This window comes from Mycobacterium sp. NPDC050041 (assembly GCF_049541695.1).
Lineage (GTDB): Bacteria > Actinomycetota > Actinomycetes > Mycobacteriales > Mycobacteriaceae > Mycobacterium.
This window is the reverse complement of sequence record NZ_JBMVDG010000004.1, coordinates 216,158-232,660: the sequence shown is the minus strand read 5'-3', so window position 1 is coordinate 232,660 and position 16,503 is coordinate 216,158. Positions and strand designations below refer to the sequence as shown.

At 68.9% G+C, this 16,503-nt stretch carries 18 protein-coding genes and 1 tRNA gene; 10 read left to right on the top strand and 9 right to left on the bottom strand.

Translation table 11 applies throughout. The features are described from left to right. Positions 1 to 42: 42 nt before the first annotated feature. The 3 genes from recO to ACPCHZ_RS15440 are packed head-to-tail and all read left to right on the top strand — an operon-like array spanning position 43 to position 2,187. Positions 43 to 873 (top strand): DNA repair protein RecO, encoded by an 831-nt coding sequence (recO, locus tag ACPCHZ_RS15450; RefSeq protein ID WP_423485538.1) that lies wholly within the window; start codon positions 43 to 45, stop codon positions 871 to 873. Further along, positions 857 to 1,756 (top strand): decaprenyl diphosphate synthase, encoded by a 900-nt coding sequence (locus ACPCHZ_RS15445; RefSeq protein ID WP_364981897.1) that lies wholly within the window; start codon positions 857 to 859, stop codon positions 1,754 to 1,756. Before recO ends, ACPCHZ_RS15445 begins: the two co-directional genes overlap by 17 nt. Continuing rightward, positions 1,753 to 2,187 (top strand): hypothetical protein, encoded by a 435-nt coding sequence (locus tag ACPCHZ_RS15440; protein ID WP_423485537.1) that lies wholly within the window; start codon positions 1,753 to 1,755, stop codon positions 2,185 to 2,187. The genes ACPCHZ_RS15445 and ACPCHZ_RS15440 overlap by 4 nt, the downstream gene beginning before the upstream one ends. On the opposite strand, the gene ACPCHZ_RS15435 is transcribed toward ACPCHZ_RS15440, so the two are convergent. Together ACPCHZ_RS15435 and ACPCHZ_RS15430 are read right to left on the bottom strand one after the other, a co-directional pair. After that, complete coding sequence (locus ACPCHZ_RS15435; protein ID WP_364981538.1) at positions 2,176 to 2,577, bottom strand: Fur family transcriptional regulator; 402 nt, start codon at positions 2,575 to 2,577, stop codon at positions 2,176 to 2,178. The two genes, ACPCHZ_RS15440 and ACPCHZ_RS15435, sit on opposite strands and share 12 nt — an antisense overlap. After that, positions 2,574 to 2,963, bottom strand: a complete 390-nt coding sequence (locus ACPCHZ_RS15430) for an ArsR/SmtB family transcription factor (protein WP_423485536.1) — start codon at positions 2,961 to 2,963, stop codon at positions 2,574 to 2,576. The genes ACPCHZ_RS15435 and ACPCHZ_RS15430 overlap by 4 nt, the downstream gene beginning before the upstream one ends. 71 nt (positions 2,964 to 3,034) lie before the next feature. Here ACPCHZ_RS15430 and ACPCHZ_RS15425 point away from each other — a divergent pair, with 71 nt between their 5' ends. After that, positions 3,035 to 4,420: a glycine--tRNA ligase gene (locus tag ACPCHZ_RS15425; RefSeq protein ID WP_423485535.1), complete on the top strand. Its 1,386-nt coding sequence runs from the start codon at positions 3,035 to 3,037 to the stop codon at positions 4,418 to 4,420. A gap of 27 nt (positions 4,421 to 4,447) precedes the next feature. Here ACPCHZ_RS15425 and ACPCHZ_RS15420 read toward each other — a convergent pair whose 3' ends face one another. Together ACPCHZ_RS15420 and ACPCHZ_RS15415 are read right to left on the bottom strand one after the other, a co-directional pair. After that, positions 4,448 to 6,460 (bottom strand): TPM domain-containing protein, encoded by a 2,013-nt coding sequence (locus ACPCHZ_RS15420; RefSeq protein WP_423485534.1) that lies wholly within the window; start codon positions 6,458 to 6,460, stop codon positions 4,448 to 4,450. Between the two features lie 5 nt (positions 6,461 to 6,465). Further along, positions 6,466 to 7,443: a GlxA family transcriptional regulator gene (locus tag ACPCHZ_RS15415; protein ID WP_423485533.1), complete on the bottom strand. Its 978-nt coding sequence runs from the start codon at positions 7,441 to 7,443 to the stop codon at positions 6,466 to 6,468. A 59-nt stretch (positions 7,444 to 7,502) separates the two neighbouring features. On the opposite strand from ACPCHZ_RS15415, the gene ACPCHZ_RS15410 reads away from it, so the two are divergent. The 4 genes from ACPCHZ_RS15410 (at position 7,503) to ACPCHZ_RS15395 (ending at position 12,183) form a co-directional block, all read left to right on the top strand. Beyond that, positions 7,503 to 8,579 carry a hypothetical protein gene (locus ACPCHZ_RS15410; protein ID WP_423485532.1) on the top strand — a complete coding sequence of 359 codons (1,077 nt, stop codon included), beginning with the start codon at positions 7,503 to 7,505 and terminating at the stop codon, positions 8,577 to 8,579. A 40-nt stretch (positions 8,580 to 8,619) separates the two neighbouring features. Next, complete coding sequence (locus tag ACPCHZ_RS15405) at positions 8,620 to 9,888, top strand: deoxyguanosinetriphosphate triphosphohydrolase (RefSeq protein WP_423485531.1); 1,269 nt, start codon at positions 8,620 to 8,622, stop codon at positions 9,886 to 9,888. A 20-nt stretch (positions 9,889 to 9,908) separates the two neighbouring features. Beyond that, positions 9,909 to 11,831 (top strand): DNA primase, encoded by a 1,923-nt coding sequence (gene dnaG, locus ACPCHZ_RS15400; protein WP_364981522.1) that lies wholly within the window; start codon positions 9,909 to 9,911, stop codon positions 11,829 to 11,831. A 73-nt stretch (positions 11,832 to 11,904) separates the two neighbouring features. Further along, positions 11,905 to 12,183, top strand: coding sequence for a DUF7155 family protein (locus ACPCHZ_RS15395; RefSeq protein WP_423485730.1), 279 nt, complete (start codon positions 11,905 to 11,907; stop codon positions 12,181 to 12,183). Here ACPCHZ_RS15395 and ACPCHZ_RS15390 read toward each other — a convergent pair. After that, positions 12,180 to 12,437, bottom strand: coding sequence for a hypothetical protein (locus ACPCHZ_RS15390; protein WP_364981519.1), 258 nt, complete (start codon positions 12,435 to 12,437; stop codon positions 12,180 to 12,182). The genes ACPCHZ_RS15395 and ACPCHZ_RS15390 overlap by 4 nt on opposite strands. A gap of 145 nt (positions 12,438 to 12,582) precedes the next feature. On the opposite strand from ACPCHZ_RS15390, the gene ACPCHZ_RS15385 reads away from it, so the two are divergent. Further along, positions 12,583 to 12,658, top strand: a tRNA-Asn gene (locus tag ACPCHZ_RS15385). A gap of 231 nt (positions 12,659 to 12,889) precedes the next feature. After that, positions 12,890 to 13,135 (top strand): hypothetical protein, encoded by a 246-nt coding sequence (locus tag ACPCHZ_RS15380; protein ID WP_423485530.1) that lies wholly within the window; start codon positions 12,890 to 12,892, stop codon positions 13,133 to 13,135. A 28-nt stretch (positions 13,136 to 13,163) separates the two neighbouring features. Here ACPCHZ_RS15380 and ACPCHZ_RS15375 read toward each other — a convergent pair whose 3' ends face one another. The 4 genes from ACPCHZ_RS15375 to ACPCHZ_RS15360 all read right to left on the bottom strand — a co-directional run bounded on the left by ACPCHZ_RS15375 (position 13,164) and on the right by ACPCHZ_RS15360 (position 16,429). Beyond that, a complete protein-coding gene (locus ACPCHZ_RS15375; RefSeq protein ID WP_423485529.1) occupies positions 13,164 to 13,658 on the bottom strand; it encodes an SRPBCC family protein in 495 nt (164 codons plus the stop codon). A gap of 13 nt (positions 13,659 to 13,671) precedes the next feature. Continuing rightward, positions 13,672 to 14,001 carry an ArsR/SmtB family transcription factor gene (locus tag ACPCHZ_RS15370; RefSeq protein ID WP_364981510.1) on the bottom strand — a complete coding sequence of 110 codons (330 nt, stop codon included), beginning with the start codon at positions 13,999 to 14,001 and terminating at the stop codon, positions 13,672 to 13,674. Between the two features lie 91 nt (positions 14,002 to 14,092). Continuing rightward, positions 14,093 to 14,431, bottom strand: a complete 339-nt coding sequence (locus ACPCHZ_RS15365) for a hypothetical protein (RefSeq protein ID WP_423485528.1) — start codon at positions 14,429 to 14,431, stop codon at positions 14,093 to 14,095. A gap of 57 nt (positions 14,432 to 14,488) precedes the next feature. Beyond that, complete coding sequence (locus ACPCHZ_RS15360) at positions 14,489 to 16,429, bottom strand: acyl-CoA dehydrogenase (RefSeq protein ID WP_423485527.1); 1,941 nt, start codon at positions 16,427 to 16,429, stop codon at positions 14,489 to 14,491. Between the last annotated feature and the right edge of the window lie 74 nt (positions 16,430 to 16,503).

Genomic DNA, 16,503 nt, shown 5'->3' with positions numbered 1-16,503 from the left:
TGCTTACCGGCCCTTGTCGTGGCGTGGTGGAACACTGTGACGATGCGGCTGTACCGGGACCGCGCTGTCGTGCTGCGCCAACACAAGCTGGGCGAAGCCGACCGCATCGTCACCTTGCTCACCCGCGACCACGGGCTGGTCCGCGCGGTGGCCAAGGGCGTGCGGCGTACCCGCAGCAAGTTCGGCGCCCGGCTGGAGCCGTTCGCGTACATCGACGTTCAACTCCACCCGGGCCGCAACCTCGACATCGTCACCCAGGTGCAGGCCATCGACGCGTTCGCGAGCGACATCGTCAGCGACTACGGCCGCTACACCTGCGCCTGCGCGGTGCTCGAGACCGCGCAGCGGCTGGCAGGCGAGGAACATGCACCGGTGCCTGCGCTGCACCGGCTGACCGTCGGGGCGCTGCGGGCGGTCGCCGAGGGCAGCCGCCCACGGGAGTTGGTGCTCGACGCCTACCTGCTGCGCGCCATGGGAATCGCCGGGTGGGCGCCGGCGCTCACCGAGTGTGCCCGGTGCGCCACCCCTGGCCCGCACCGGGCGTTCCACGTCGCCGCGGGCGGCAGCGTGTGCGTGCACTGCAGGCCGTCGGGGTCGGTGACGCCGCCGCAGGGGGTGGTGGACCTGATGGCCGCGCTGCACGACGGCGACTGGGATGCGGCCGAGGCGTCGACGTCGTCGCACCGCAGCCAGGCCAGTGGACTGGTCGCGGCACATCTGCAGTGGCACCTGGAGCGACAGTTGCAGACGTTGCCGCTGGTCGAGCGTTTCTATCGGATGGATCGCACGGTCGCCGACCACCGCGTGGCGCGGTTGGGGCAGGATGTCCACCGTGGCGACGAACCAGGCGAACAGCTTGCCGCAGGCGGCTGAGCGCAAGAAGAGGGCGCGGAAAGGCGAATTCCCGCAACTCGGCCCGGCGCCTGAGGACTATCCCACGTTCCCCGACAAGTCGACGTGGCCGGTGGTGTTCCCGGAATTGCCGCCGAAGACCAACGGCCCGTTCTGCCGCCCGCCGCAGCACACCAGCAAGGCCGCCGCGCCGAAGATTCCCGCCGACCAGGTGCCCCAGCACGTCGCTGTGGTGATGGACGGCAACGGCCGGTGGGCCACCCAGCGCGGACTGCACCGCACCGAGGGCCACAAGATGGGCGAAGCGGTGCTGATCGACATCACCTGTGGGGCGATCGAGATCGGCGTCAAGCATCTGACGGTGTACGCCTTCTCCACCGAGAACTGGAAGCGCAGCACCGAGGAGGTGCGCTTCCTGATGGGGTTCAACCGCGAGGTGGTGCGCCGCCGCCGGGAGAACCTCAACGACATGGGCGTACGGATGCGCTGGGTGGGGTCCCGCCCGCGTATGTGGCGCAGTGTGAGCAAGGAATTCGACATCGCGGAGGAGATGACGGTCGACAACGACGTCATCACGATCAACTACTGCGTGAACTACGGCGGTCGCACCGAGATCGTCGAGGCCGCGCGGCAGCTCGCGCAGGAGGCCGCCGACGGCAAGGTCAAGCCCGGCCGCATCACCGAGGCGGCGTTTGCGAAGCATCTGCACCGGCCCGACATCCCGGACGTGGACCTGTTCATCCGCACGTCGGGGGAGCAGCGGGCGAGCAACTTCCTGCTGTGGCAGTCGGCCTACGCGGAGTACGTCTTCCAGGACAAGCTCTGGCCGGACTACGACCGCCGCGACCTGTGGGCGGCGTGCGAAGAGTACGTCAGCCGCAACCGTCGCTTCGGCCGAGCGTGACCGAACCCGACCTGCCGCAGCGGCTGGCGTCGGCGCTCACCGAGGCACTGCCGGTGGTGCAGGAATCCGACGGCGCGATCACGGTGCACTACGACGAGACGTTCGCCTCGCTGCGGGTGGTCCCCGTCGCCGAGGGCTTGGACCTGGTGGCGCTGACCCAGATGCTGGTGTGGGACCAGCCGCTGGACGCGAAACTGCGGGCGAAGGTTGCCGAGCACGCGCACGGCACGCTGCTGGGGACGGTCTCACTGGCGGCCAAGAGCGGCGAGGCCGCGGTGGCCGCGTCGGCGAAGCGGAACTCGAAGAAGACCGCGGACGTGCTACTGCGATACAACTTTCCGGGTAACGGGCTGTCCGACGAGGCGCTGCGCACGCTGATCATGATGGTGCTGGCCGCAGGCGCCGACGTGCGCCGCGCGCTACTCGGCTGACGAGGCGCAGGCGCCGCACACCCCGAAGATCTCGATGGTGTGGCTGACGTCGGAGAAGCCGTGCCTGCGGGCGATGTCCGCGGCCCACGTCTCCACCGACCGGCCCTGGATCTCGACGGTCGCCCCGCACGTCCGGCACACCAGATGGTGGTGGTGGTGCTCGGAGCAGCGCCGGTACACCGACTCGCCGGTGTCGGTGCGCAGGGTGTCCACCACGCCCGCCGCGGACATCGCCTGCAGGGTGCGGTAGACCGTCGTCAGGCCGATGCCCTCGCCGCGGCGGCGCAGCTCGTCGTGCAACTCCTGGGCTGACCGGAAGTCGTCGAGTTCGCCGAGCAGTTCGGTGATCGCCGCACGCTGCCGGGTGGCCCGCACGCCGGTGCCGGTCATCGCGGATCCTCGGCGGCGTGCGCGACGGCGTCGACCACGATGTGGGCGAGGTGGTGGTCGACGAGGCGGTACAGCACCTCGCGTCCGGACCGCTCGCTGGCCACCACGCCGGATTGCTTGAGGATGCGCAGGTGCTGGCTCACCAGCGGCTGCGGCACGCCGAGCGCGTCGACCAGCTCGTGCACGCACCGCTGGGACTGCTGCAGCTGCAGGACGATCGCGATGCGGACCGGTGCGGCCAGCGCGCGCAACAGCTCGCCCGCGGTCTCGAGCACCTCACGTGCGGGCAGCTCGGGCATCGGTGCGATGCCGTGCTGGTGGCCGTGGTCGGCGAGTCCGCCGCCGTCGTCTGCGCCCCCGTCGGCAATAGTGGGAATGGTTTTCATTATGCCGATAACAATACATGCAGGGATACGCATGTCAATCGGTCCGCCGGGTGTCGCTACGCTGATGCACCGTGGCATCCATCATCGACACCGTTGCGAACCTCGCGAAACGCCGTGGCCTGGTCTATCAGTCGGGTGAGATCTACGGCGGCACGAAGTCGGCGTGGGACTACGGGCCACTGGGTGTGGAGCTCAAGGAGAACATCAAGCGGCAGTGGTGGCGGTCGGTGGTCACCGGCCGCGACGACGTCGTCGGGCTGGACAGCGCGATCATCCTGCCGCGCGAGGTGTGGGTGGCCTCGGGCCACGTCGAGGTGTTCAACGATCCGCTCGTGGAGTGTATGAACTGCCACAAGCGGCACCGGCAGGACCACCTGCAGGAGGCGTACGCCCTGAAGAAGGGCCTCGACGATCCCGATGCCGTGCCGATGACCGAGATCGTCTGCCCGGACTGCGGCACCAAGGGTCAGTGGACCGAGCCGCGCGACTTCAACATGATGCTCAAGACCTACCTCGGCCCGATCGAGACCGAGGAGGGCATGCACTACCTGCGGCCCGAAACCGCCCAGGGCATCTTCGTGAACTTCGCCAACGTGGTCACCACGTCGCGACGCAAGCCGCCGTTCGGCATCGGCCAGATCGGCAAGAGCTTCCGCAACGAGATCACCCCGGGCAACTTCATCTTCCGCACGCGGGAGTTCGAGCAGATGGAGATGGAGTTCTTCGTCGAGCCGTCCACGGCGCCCGAGTGGCATCAGTATTGGATCGACACCCGGCTGCAGTGGTACGTCGACCTCGGCATCGACCGCGACAACCTGCGGCTCTACGAGCACCCCCAGGACAAGCTGTCGCACTACTCCGACCGCACGGTCGACATCGAGTACAGGTTCGGCTTCACGGGCAACCCGTGGGGTGAGCTCGAGGGCGTGGCCAACCGCACCGACTTCGACTTGTCCACGCATGCCAAGCATTCCGGTGTCGACCTGTCGTACTACGACCAGGCCACCGAGACCCGCTACACGCCGTATGTCATCGAGCCCGCGGCCGGGCTGACCCGGTCGCTGATGGCGTTCCTGGTCGACGCCTACACCGAGGACGAGGCGCCCAACGCCAAGGGCGGCGTCGACAAGCGCACGGTGCTCAAGCTGGACCCGCGCCTGGCGCCGGTCAAGGCCGCGGTGCTGCCGCTGTCCCGGCACGCCGACCTGTCGCCGAAGGCTCGCGACCTGGCGGCCGAGCTGCGCAAGTCGTGGAACGTCGAGTTCGACGACGCCGGTGCGATCGGGCGCCGTTACCGCCGCCAGGACGAAATCGGCACGCCGTTCTGCGTCACGGTCGACTTCGATTCGCTCGAGGACCAGTCGGCGACCATCCGTGAGCGCGACGCGATGACACAGGACCGCGTCGCGCTGTCGGAGGTCTCGGACTACCTGGCCGTCCGCCTCAAGGGCGCCTGACGTTCCTTCGCGCGAGGAAAGCGCGGGTTAGAAGCGGCCGCCGCCACCGCTGTAGCTGCGGCCCGACGACCGTGACGAGCCGCCGAACGACGTCGACCGCCCCATGCCGCGGCCACCGCCGTACCCGCCGTTCCAGCCGCTCGTGCCGAAGCCGCCGCTGAACCCGCCGCGCAGCACGTTGCCGATGATGATGCCGCCGATCACCGCGCCGAGGTCGGACCCGCCGCCGGGATGGTGTGAGGTGAACGTCTGCTGCGCGGCGTAGACGTCGTCGTTGGCCAGCGTCTGCGCCTGAGCGGCCAGCATCGACGCGCCGTTGGCGTGTGCGAGGGCCTCGTTCACGTCGGTGTCGCGTTTGGCCTGGGCGGCCTCGAGCTGGCGGTTCGCTTCGGCCAGGCGGGTGCGCGCCTCCGGGCCGATGCTGCCGCGGCGGGTGTCGATGAAGTCCGACACCGCCCGGATCCGCGACTGCGCGGTCACCACCGCCTGGTCCAGCGCGCGGATCATCCGTTCCACGGCTTCGCGCTGCTCGTGCACGCTGGCCAGCAACTGGTCGAGTTCGGCGTCGGCCTTGGTCAGCGTCGTGAAGGTGCCCAGTGGATCCGTCGAGCCGCCGGCTTCGGCGGCCCGCACCGCGTCGTTGGCCTTCTTGAGCGCGGCGGTGAGTTCGGCGGCCTGCGGGGTGTCCGGCTTCTGCAGCAGGCTGCCGGCGTGTGCGATGCCTGCGCGAAGGTCGGTGATCGCCGCGGGCAGGCTCGCCACCGCCCGGTTGATGTCACCCGCGGCGCTGTCGAGCGCGTCGAACAGCATCCGGCCCTGGGCGAGCGCCGACTCGGCCGCACGCACGGCGTCCACCAGGCCGATCTGGTCGCCTGCGGGCCGCGCCACCAGCGCCCGCGCCGAGGTGATGTGGCGATCGGCGAACGTGAGCCGTTCCTTGGCCGCGTCGATGTTCCCGGCCACCGAAGACAGTGCCTCGGCGTCGAACTGGGCACGCAGCCCGGCCAGGGTCTGCTCGGCGGGCGCGATCCGGGCGGTCAGGTCGACCATCTGCTGGGTCAGCGTGTCGAGCCGGTCGGGCGCGTTGATCACCAGGTCACGCAGTTGCTCGAACGCCTCGCTCTGGGCGTCGAGTTCCCGATCGGCGGTGGCCGCGGACACGATCACCCGGGTCAGCAGGTCGCGACGCTGCAGTGGCGCTTCCGGAATCGCGTCGTCGAGCGTCTGTCGCACGGAGAATGACTGCGCCAGTGCTGCTTTGGCTGTCGCCACGGCACGTAGGAACGGTTCGGTGCGCTGCGGGCCGAATTCCGCGACCGCCATCTCCAGTTCGCCGTCACTGGTGCGCACCGCGTTGTCCACGTCGACCACGATTGCCTTGGACAGATCGTCGAGCGCGTCGATGGGCACGCCGGCCAGCGCTCGAGGATCGGTCGGGTCGACCCGCTTGGCGGCCTCGAATTCGGCGGCGCGGCGCTTGCGACGGCGTCGGCGCGTCGACCACCACAGCAGCAGCCCCGCGACGGCGACCACCGCCAGCGCGACCACGATCGCCAGCGGCGACACGTGCAACGGTTGCGGCGCGTCGACGTCGAGGCCTTCGGCGGCGGCGACGGCGGCGCCCGCCCAGTCCTGGCGGCGCAGCATCGGCTCGATCTCGTTGCGCTGCAGCTGATCGGCGTCGGACTGGCCGATCACGGTGGTCGGCGCGAGGAATGCGTAGGACCGTTCGACGACCGCGATGGCCAGCAGCGCGTCGTGGTCCCCGAAATCGCTGATCTTGGTTGCCGTGTCGGCCCAGCCGACCGCATCCTGGCCGAACCGGTCGACGTACACCACCCACAACCGGGTGCCGCGGGTGTCGTAGAGCCGGTCGACGGCCGCCTGTACCTCGGCGCGCTGGGCCCCGTCGAGCGCGCCGGCGTTGTCGGTGATGTAGTCCGGGACCCGGAACGGTGGTTCGGCGGCGGCGTTGGGGGCGATGAGGACGCCGACCGTGAGGACGGCGCACACCACGCTGAGCAGGCGGGCGAGACGCATGGTGGTCAATGTAGTGACTCGCCGGGCGGATCAGCGCCCGCGCCGCGGAAAGCCCGGATCGACCTACGCAATGACGATGGCGTGCGGTAGCCGACCATTCCCGCGATCTGGCTCGAACTCAGCGACGTGGTTCGACGCAAGTGCTGAGCCCGTTCGACTCGCAGCCTCTGCATCAGCGCGTACGGCGTCACGCCGAGCTGGTCGCGGACCCGTCGTTCCAGGGTGCGTCGCGACGTACCGATGGCATGCGCCGCGTCGGGGACGCTGATGTCGCGGTCGAGGTTGGTCCTGATCCAGGCCTCGAAGTCGATGACCAGCTGATCGCTCGTCTCGAGATACGTCCGGGCGGTGTCGACGCTGCGGGCCGGCCGCTGATCGATCAGCAGCAGCGCCGCCGCCGCGTCGGCGAGCTGCGGGCTGGCCGACGCGACGATGTGCATCGCGAGATCGATGTGGGCGAACGCCGCGCCCGCAGTGGTGATCACGCCGTCAGCGACCACCATGCGCGTCATGTCGAGGGTCACCCGGGGGTAGCGCCGGGTGAACTCGTCGACCAGCCACCAACTGGTGGTCGCCAGTCTGGCGTCGAGTACCCCCGCGTCGGCCAGGACGAAGGTGCCGGTGCACGCGGCGGCCAGGCGCCGGCCCGCGCGTGTCCAGTCCAGCACCGTGCGCCGGACTGCCCGCACATCCTCGCGCAGCAGGGCGTCGACGATCCCGTTGGCCGAATTCACGGCCAGGGCGGGGACCACGAGGAGGTCGACGGAATCCAGCCGTGGATCGTCGAGGGTCATGTCGATCGGCACCGTCAAACCGCCCGCCGTCCGGACCGGTTCGTCGTCCACGCCGACGGTCGACACGGCTATCCGCGGAACGTCGCGGCCCAGTTGGGCGGCGGCCGTGTTGGCGCCGCGCAGCACGTCCAGCAGCGTCACCAGTCCCGAGTCCCAACAGGCGGACACGGCCACCACCCCGACATGCATGTCGCAAATGGTATCCCTGCTGTCGCATTTGCGATCATCGGCGGGCTTAGCGTCGCCACATGACCAACGCATTGATCGGTACGCTCGACCGCCACTACGACCGACTGGGGCTGGTGCGCAACAGGATCGACCCGTGGGAGGACGGTCTGCGAACCGCCGCCGCGGACGGCACCTTCGAGTGGTGGTACTTCGATGCGCACCTCGAGGACGGGTCGACGGTGACCGTGGAGTTCCACACCAAGCCGCCGTACGTGTCGCCCAAGGCGCCGCTGACCCCGTTCGTGTTGCTCACCCTGACCGACCCGCACGGCGTCAGGACCGACTGGACGCACGTCGGCGAACCCGCGGACTTCACCGCGGCCGAGGACGACTGCAACGTCCTGATCGGGCGGAACGTATTCCGGCGCGACGCGGCGGGATACGTGATCCACGTGGAGATCGACGACTTGATGGCTGATTTCACGCTGTCGCCGGAGGTGCCGCCATGGCGGCCCGAGACCGGTCACGTCTTCTTCGGCGAGCGGGAGCAGCACTACATCGCGTGGCTTCCCATGTGCGCCCGCGGTGCGGCCGAAGCGGTCATCTCGATCGGCGGGCGGACACGTCAGGCTTCGGGGACCGGCTATCACGACCACAACTGGGGCAACGTCGCACCGCGCAAGGTGCTGGACCACTGGTACTGGGGCCGGGCCCGCGCCGGCGACTACACCATCGTCACGCTGAACTTCGTCAGCCGTGACACCTACGACCACGCCCGGCTGCCTGCGGTCATGGTCGCCAAGGGCGGTGAGATCCTGGCCTCGGCCGTGGGTGCGGATCGCGTCGCGTTCTCGGGTACCGACACGGTCGAACACGAGACCGGGGTTCCGGTGGCCAGGCGACTCGAATACCGGCTCGCCGAAGGCGACGCGCGGTTCGGTGTGACGTTCGAACACCGCCGCGACGCCTACACGCTCGATCTGGGTGCGGCCGGCGCCTACCTGCGCTTCACGGGGGACGTCACCGTCGAGCACGGCACCCCGACCCGATCGGCGACCGCACGCGGTCAAACGCTCTGGGAGCTGCTCTATTTCGGCGAGCGCCGCCGTGGTGCGCCGCTGCCGAGTGCCGGTCGGCTGATCGGGCACCAGGCGTGACGGCACGCCGCGACTGACGGCCCTGGCACACTGAGCGTCGGTGGATGCATATCGGGAGACCTATGACTCGTTCGACCGCGAGCGGTTGGTGGTCGAGGACCCCAAGGGTGCCGGGTTGCCGGGCACCGACACCGAACACCGCACCGACTTCGCCCGCGACCGCGCGCGGGTGCTGCACTGCGCGGCACTGCGCCGGCTCGCCGACAAGACCCAGGTGGTCGGACCGCGGGAGGGGGAGACGCCGCGCACCCGGCTGACCCACTCGCTGGAGGTGGCCCAGATCGGCCGCGGGATGGCCGTCGGGCTGGGTTGCGATCCCGACCTGGTCGACCTGGCAGGCCTCGCTCACGACATCGGCCATCCGCCCTACGGGCACAACGGCGAACGGGCGCTCGACGAGATCGTCACGGCGTTCGGCGGATTCGAGGGCAACGCCCAGAACTTCCGGATCCTGACCCGGCTCGAACCGAAAGTGCTTGACGCCCAGGGGCGCGGTGCAGGGCTGAACCTGACCAGGGCGGCGCTGGACGCGGTGACGAAGTACCCGTGGCAGCGCAGCGGGGATCGGCGCAAATTCGGGTTCTACGACGACGACCTCGCCGCGGCGCAGTGGGTGCGCAGCGGGGCGCCGGCCGACCGGCCGTGCCTGGAGGCACAGCTGATGGACTGGGCCGACGACGTCGCCTACTCGGTGCACGACGTCGAGGACGGCGTGATCTCCGGACGCATCGACCTGCGGGTGCTGGCCGACGCCGACGCGGCGGCGGTACTGGCCCGGCTGGGCGCCGAGTCCTTCCCCACGCTGGCGACCGACGATCTGCTGGCCGCCGCCGACCGGCTGTCGCAGGTGCCCGTGGTGGCCGGCGTCGGCAAGTACGACGGCACCCTGGCCGCCTCGGTCGCGCTCAAGCGGATGACCAGTGAACTCGTCGGCCGCTTCGCCAACGCCGCCATCACCGAGACCCGCGGTGTCGCCGGGCCGGGCCCGCTACGACGGTTCGACACCGATCTGACGGTGCCGGTCCTGGTGCGCGCCGAGGTCGCGGTGCTCAAGATGCTGGCGTTGCACTTCATCATGTCCGACCACGGGCATCTGCGGATCCAGGCCGACCAGCGGACCCGCATCAGGGAGGTGGCGCTGGCGCTGTGGGCGCAGGCCCCGGGCAGTCTCGATCCGCAGTTCGCCGCCGAGTTCGACGCGGCCTCCGACGACGGCGCCCGGCTGCGGGTGGTGGTCGACCAGATCGCGTCTTACACCGAGGGCCGGCTGGAGCGAGTGCACGAAGCGCGCTCGCCCAGGCCGTTGTGACCGACCTCTAGACTGAATCGGTGGCCGGGCGGATACCAGATCGCGACATCGCGGCCATTCGTGAACGTGTGAGCATCGAGGACGTCGTCGGGGATTACGTGCAGTTGCGCCGCGCCGGCGCCGACTCGCTCAAGGGCCTGTGCCCGTTCCACGACGAGAAGTCACCGTCGTTTCACGTCCGGCCCAATCACGGCCACTTCCACTGCTTCGGCTGCGGGGAGGGCGGCGACGTCTTCACGTTCCTGCAGAAGATCGAGCACGTCAGCTTCGTCGAGTCGGTCGAGCTGCTGGCCGACCGCGTGGGCTACACCGTCACCTACACCGGCGGGTCCACCACGAACGTGCAGCGCGACCGGGGCAGCCGCAGCCGGCTGCTGGCAGCCAACGCCGCGGCCGCCGAGTTCTACGCCGAGGCGCTGCAGTCCGACGAGGCCGCCCCGGCGCGCCAATACCTGGTCGAGCGCAACTTCGACGCCGCGGCGGCCGCACACTTCGGGTGCGGTTTCGCCCCGTCGGGCTGGGACAAGCTCACCAAACACCTGCTGCGCAAGGGATTCGAGTTCAAGGAACTCGAGGCGGCCGGGCTGTCCCGGGAGGGCAAGCGCGGGCCGATGGACCGCTTCCACCGCAGGCTGCTGTGGCCGATCCGGGCACCCGGCGGGGAGGTGATCGGGTTCGGCGCCCGTCGTATCTTCGCCGACGACCCGATGGAGGCCAAGTACGTCAACACCCCCGAGACCGTGCTGTACAAGAAGTCGGCGGTGCTGTTCGGCCTCGATCTCGCCAAGCGCGACATCGCCAAGTCGCACCGTGCGGTGGTGGTCGAGGGCTACACCGACGTGATGGCCATGCACCTGTCCCACGAGACCACCGCCGTGGCGTCATGCGGCACCGCCTTCGGTGACGGGCACCTCGCGCTGCTGCGCCGGCTGATGATGGACGACAACTGGTACCGCGGTGAACTGATCTTCGTGTTCGACGGCGACGCCGCGGGCCAGGCCGCGGCCCTCAAGGCATTCGACGGTGACCAGCAGGTGGCCGGAAAGTCGTTCGTCGCCATCGCTTCCGACGGAATGGACCCCTGCGACCTGCGGCTGAAATACGGCGAGAACGCGCTGCGCGACCTGGTGGCCCGGCGCATCCCGATGTTCGAGTTCGCGGTCCGCAGCCTCATCCCGGACGGGGAGACGCTCGACAACGACCCGCAGGCGCAGGTGGACGCGCTGCGCCGGTGTGTGCCGCTGGTGGCCCGGATCCGCGACTACGCCCTACGGGACGAGTACGCGCGCCGGCTGGCCGGCTGGACCGGGTGGAGCGACGAGGCCCAGGTGCTCAGCCGCGTCCGCGAGGAGGCGCAGAAGCGCGGCCTGCCCGACAAGGGCAGGCGACGCGCCGCGGAGTCGGCCTCGGCGAGAGCCGCACGGCCTGCTCCCGACGCGCCTGCCCGCCCCGATCCGGCCGACCCGACGCTGTGGCCGCAGCGCGAGGCGCTCAAGTCGGCCATGCAGTACCCGGCGCTGGCCGGGCCGGTGTTCGACGCGTTGACCGTCGACAGCTTCACCCATCCCGGTTACGCGGCGGTCCGTGCGGCCATCGCCGCGGCGGGCGGCACGTCGGCCGGCCTGTCCGGGGCGCAGTGGATCGAGGCGGTGCGCGAGCAGACGGCGTCGCCGGCCGCGGCCAACCTCGTCAACGAGCTCGGTGCCGACGCCTTCAAGGTGGAGGACGAGGAGAAGCTGCCCCGCTACATCGGCGGAGTGCTGGCCCGCCTGCAGGAGGTGTGGGTCGGCAGGCAGATCGCCGAGGTGAAGTCGAAGCTGCAGCGGATGTCACCGGTCGAGCACAGCGATGACTACCACGCACTGTTCGGGGATCTGGTGGCGATGGAGGCCTACCGCCGCAGCCTGCTCGAACAGGCCAGCGGCGACGACCTCACTGCGTGATCGCCGCCGGCAGGATATGGTGAACCCGCTGTTCGACCATGTCCGAGGAAGGCAAGCCGTGACCAGGATCTCCATGCAGGCCCGACGCTCGATCGCCGCCGGTGCCTTCGCCGTGGCCGCAGTCGCCGCACCGTTCGCCGCTTCGGCGCTGAGCGCCGCTCCGGCCCAGGATCTCGCCGGCCCGGCCTGCCTGGCCTGGTTCGGCAACAAGGACGACGGCAACTGCCTGTCCTACGCCAACGGCAACGGCATCACCGTCGGCACGCCCGAGGTCGCGTTCGGCGAGAACGGGCTGGGAATCTCCACCGGACCGCTGCTGCCCGGCAGGACGATCTCCCAGGGCGTCAACTAGCGCGTTCTGCGCTGCTGCTCCGGCGATTGCGGCGTGAGCACATCGGTCTCCGAGTCGATCGGGGTCAGCGTCACCATCTGTGGGTCGGGAGACACCCGGTCGGCCACCTTGCGCCGTCCGGCGTCGATCACGGCCTTGGCAGCCGGGCTTGCGGTCACCGCACGATAGGTCCCGGAAATCTGCTCGTAGCGGCGACGGCCGGCCTTCGAACCCAACACGTAACCCACCGCCAGTACGGCGACATACCCGATCACTAAGCCCCTCCCGCAAGACGGTTCGTTGGTTCCATCCTGCCTCAAGTCGCCCACTTCGCGCTGACCCGGGAGCGCATTGGCGGCGTGCTCGGTGCGTACGCTAGAGTCATCCCTCGATCCGCGGACACCGATCGCGGACGGGCAGTCCCCTGTAGCTCAATTGGCAGAGCATTCGGCTGTTAACCGAAGGGTTGCTGGTTCGAGTCCAGCCGGGGGAGCCACATCTTCCACCGTCGCGCAGCTCAGATGCGACGGCTTCAGCCCCACCAGCACATTGAAGGTCGCTGCGGCTGTGCTGGCAGACCCCTGTCATGGCGGGGCCCCCGAGCCCGGGAGTGCTTAGGCTCTTTTCACACACATCAGTCGATGGGGCGTTACCGACCAAGGTCTTGCAACGGCGCCGATCCTGCGTCCACCGATGAACTGACCGATGCTCGAGGAGAGGACGCGACATGCCGTTCAAGATCCGATTCATAGCCGCACTGGTGGGGGCGGCGGCGTTGTTGGGCGCCGTCGGTGTCGATGTCGCGCAGGCGGGCACGTACCCGAAGAACGGCTCGTACCACGTCGGCGGCGAGGGAGCCACGGTCGAACCGTCGGCCGACCCCACATCACTGGAGACCGCGTCGTTCGCACCCAATGTGGACAGCGTGCCGCAGTTCTGCACCATCCCGTGGAGCACCGGCGGCTGCGGGTGACAGCCGACGGCGCCCCGGGGGCGACACCTCAGGTGCGGGCGGCCAGGAGCTTGTCGAGCTTGCCGAGTTGGGCCTTGTAGCCCCACTTCATGCCGAAGGCCGCCATCTTGGCCTTGGGGCCGATCTGGGTGATCGTGACGTGCAGTCGCACGGTGGTGGTCCCGTCGTGCTCCTGCAGCGTGATGTCGTTGGTGTGGTGGATCGTCGAGGTGTCCTCCTCGCCCTCGGTCCACGACCTGGCGTCGTAGGACAGCGCCGACGGTTCCTCGATGTGGGTGAACGTGCCCGTCATGGGCCAGCGGGTGCCCTGGTACTTACCCATCGCCTCGTCGGCCTCCATCACGACGTGGATGCGGCCGCCGACCCGCAGATCCATCTCGCACTCGGGTACGAAGGTCTTCTCGGGGCCCCACCACTGCCGCAGCATCTCCGGACGCGTCCATGCGTCCCACACCACGCCGATGGGGGCGCGGTAGTCGCGTTCGAGGTCGAGTTCCTTTGTCTTCTTCAACAGGCCGAACATGGTGATCCTTTCGTCAGTCCCCTTGCGGGTCGTCGTCGGTGAGGGATTCGAGAAACCGGCCCAACGAGTCGAGCCGGATGTTCCACAGGCGTTCGAACGACTCGACCCAGCGGCCGATCTCGGCGAACGGCTCCGCCTCGAGGCGGTAGATGCGTTGCCGGGCAAGCGATTCTCCGGCGACGATCCCCGATTCGCCCAGCACCCGCAGGTGCTTGCTGACCTGAGGCTGGCGGATGTCGAGCGTCTCGGCGATCTGACCCACCGACAGCGGGCCGGAACGCAACAACTCGACGATCCGCAGCCTGCTGGGTTCGGCAAGGGCCCCGAAGATCGTCGCCTGCACCCGGCCAATGTAGGGCTTTGACATATTCCTGTCAAGGAATACGTCTATGCACGCCAGGGGAATCGGCGTGTGTGGCTCACAAGAGCGGGGCTTAAGGGACCCCGGGGCCCGTCGGCTTCTTGCCCTGCTGCTGGCGCGCGGCCTGGGCCAGAGCGTTCACGAGCGGATTCGCCGCGATCATCTGGCGGCGTTCCTCGTCGGACATCTCGTAGAACGCCCACACGCCCCACGCCGCGGGACGCACGTACAGCGTCACCGTCCTGCGCTGGGTCTGCTGGAACACCGCGGGCACCGGGACGACGCGATCCAGGACGGCGGCGCTGGCCATCTCCTCGGCGAGCTTGTCCCGGTCGGCCGACTCGTCGAGCTCGTAGATCAACGACTGGCCGCCGGCCTTGGGCGGACCTTGCAGCGCGAGGAACCACGCCATCGGGTACTCCTTCTCGATCGAGGAAGTTCGTCAGACGCAGCGTAGGAGATCGAACTCCTAGGCGGGCCCGGCCGTCATCAGCTCCTCGGGATCCATCATCGCCGCGTAACGCAGTTGCTCGGGGATCCCGAAGCCGTCCACCAGCGTCTCGGCGTAGGGCCGCAGCGTGCGGCACCGTTCGTTGATCCCGCGGGTGACCGCCTTGGCGCGTTCGGTCGACAGGAAGCGGTGCTCGATGAACCACGCTTTGTCGTCCTCGATGACCGACAGCGCGTAGAGGTCGCAGACCATCCCGAGGATGCGGCGCGCCTCCTCGTCCTCGCACGCGTCGATGCCGGCGACGAAGGCCTCGAGCACGATGCGGTCGATGTGGGCCTGGGCGGTGTGCAGCACATGGTCCTGCACCGAGTTGAACGCGTCGAACGCCGACATCTCCTTCGACTTCGACTGCAGCCGGCGGGCCACCGACGACAGCAGGTACTCCTCGCGGTCCTCGAACATCTGCACCTGGGTGCCGCGGTTGAAGAGGCTGCCCTCTTCCTCGTTGTCCTGGCGGGTGTCGAGAATGGTCTGCATGATCGTCTCGGCCGCTGTCCGTTTCATCACACGGGTGCCGACGGTGTTGGCGGCGAAACGCACCCATCCGACGGGGCTCATGCTCTTGACGTCGTCGGCGTAGGCGGTCAGGAGTTCCTTGGCCACCAGCTGCGTCAGCACGTGGTTGTCACCCTCGAATGTGGTGAACACGTCGATGTCACCGCGCAACCCGATGAGCCGGTTCTCCGCGAGGTATCCGGCGCCGCCGCAGGCTTCCCGGGCCTCCTGGATGGCCCGGCTGGCGTGCCAGGTGTTCGATGCCTTCAGGCCGGCGGCCCGGGCCTCGAGCTCACGCTGCTCCTCGGCGTCGGGGCTGTCCGAACTCTGCAGCTCGTGGCACTTGGCGACCAGTTCGTTCTGCGCGAACTGCAGCGCGTACGACCTCGCGATCAGCGGGAACAACCGGCGCTGGTGCACCAGGTAGTCCATGATGAGCACCTCGCTGTCGTCGCCGGGCGCCTCGAACTGCCTGCGCTGCAACGCATACCGGGTCGCGATGTCGAGTGCCACCCGCGCGGCCGCGGCGCCGCTGCCACCCACCGTCACCCGCCCGCGGATCAGCGTGCCGAGCATCGTGAAAAAGCGCCGGTTGGGGTTGTCGATCGGCGACGAATACGTGCCGTCCTCACTGACGTCGCCGTACTGGTTGAGCAGGTTCACCCGTGGCACGCGGACGTTGTCGAACACGATCCGGCCGTTGTCGACACCGGGCAGCCCGCCCTTGTAGTCGCAGTCCGACGTGGTCACCCCGGGCAGGTCGTTGCCGTCCTCGTCACGGATCGGAACCAGCACGCAGTGCACGCCGTGGTTGACCGGCTCGCCGTTCTCGTGGGTGATCAGCTGAGCGAAAACCGCTGCCATTCGCGCCGTTTGAGCCGCACCGCCGATGTAGTCCTTGCGCGCCGTCGGGGTGGGGGAGTTGACCACGAACTCACCGGTGTCGGCGTCGTAGGTGGCGGTGGTCTCGAGCGACTGGACGTCGCTGCCGTGCCCGGTCTCGGTCATCGCAAAGCAGCCGAGCAGTTCGCAGGAGATGATCTTGGGCACGTACTCCTCGTGGTGCCGTTCGGTGCCGAGGTTCTCCACGGCGCCGCCGAACAGGCCCCACTGCACACCTGCCTTCACCATGAGTGACAGATCCGACATCGCCAGCATCTCGATCTGGGTGATGGCGGCGCCCACGTCACCGTTGCCGCCGTGCTCCTTCTTGAACCCGTCCTCGGCCGCGCCCTTCGCAGCCATGATCCGCAGCTGCTCGGCCACCTTGGTGCGGGCGATCACGGTGTTGGGCGTGTAGTGCGGTTTGAAGATCTCCGTGGAGAGCTCCTCGCGCATCTGGTTCTTGACGTCGCGCCAGCGGCCGTCGAGCGAGTTGCGTAGATGATCCGCAGTGGTGGTCATACCTGACGGTAACCCGTGGTCCGCGCGGGGAAACTGTGATGTGCGAAACCCAGGCTTACCTTGCTGGATACCGG

Excerpts from the sequence above, each read along its gene's own strand:
- ACPCHZ_RS15420 (WP_423485534.1), bottom strand. The coding sequence starts at position 6,460 with ATGCGTCTCGCCCGCCTGCTCAGCGTGGTGTGCGCCGTCCTCACGGTC.
- ACPCHZ_RS15430 (WP_423485536.1), bottom strand. The coding sequence starts at position 2,963 with ATGAAAACCATTCCCACTATTGCCGACGGGGGCGCAGACGACGGCGGC.
- ACPCHZ_RS15395 (WP_423485730.1), top strand. The coding sequence starts at position 11,905 with ATGCAGGCCCGACGCTCGATCGCCGCCGGTGCCTTCGCCGTGGCCGCA.
- ACPCHZ_RS15410 (WP_423485532.1), top strand. The coding sequence starts at position 7,503 with ATGACCAACGCATTGATCGGTACGCTCGACCGCCACTACGACCGACTG.
- ACPCHZ_RS15375 (WP_423485529.1), bottom strand. The coding sequence starts at position 13,658 with ATGTTCGGCCTGTTGAAGAAGACAAAGGAACTCGACCTCGAACGCGAC.
- ACPCHZ_RS15415 (WP_423485533.1), bottom strand. The coding sequence starts at position 7,443 with ATGCATGTCGGGGTGGTGGCCGTGTCCGCCTGTTGGGACTCGGGACTG.
- ACPCHZ_RS15365 (WP_423485528.1), bottom strand. The coding sequence starts at position 14,431 with ATGGCGTGGTTCCTCGCGCTGCAAGGTCCGCCCAAGGCCGGCGGCCAG.
- ACPCHZ_RS15435 (WP_364981538.1), bottom strand. The coding sequence starts at position 2,577 with ATGACCGGCACCGGCGTGCGGGCCACCCGGCAGCGTGCGGCGATCACC.
- ACPCHZ_RS15360 (WP_423485527.1), bottom strand. The coding sequence starts at position 16,429 with ATGACCACCACTGCGGATCATCTACGCAACTCGCTCGACGGCCGCTGG.
- ACPCHZ_RS15380 (WP_423485530.1), top strand. The coding sequence starts at position 12,890 with ATGCCGTTCAAGATCCGATTCATAGCCGCACTGGTGGGGGCGGCGGCG.
- recO (WP_423485538.1), top strand. The coding sequence starts at position 43 with ATGCGGCTGTACCGGGACCGCGCTGTCGTGCTGCGCCAACACAAGCTG.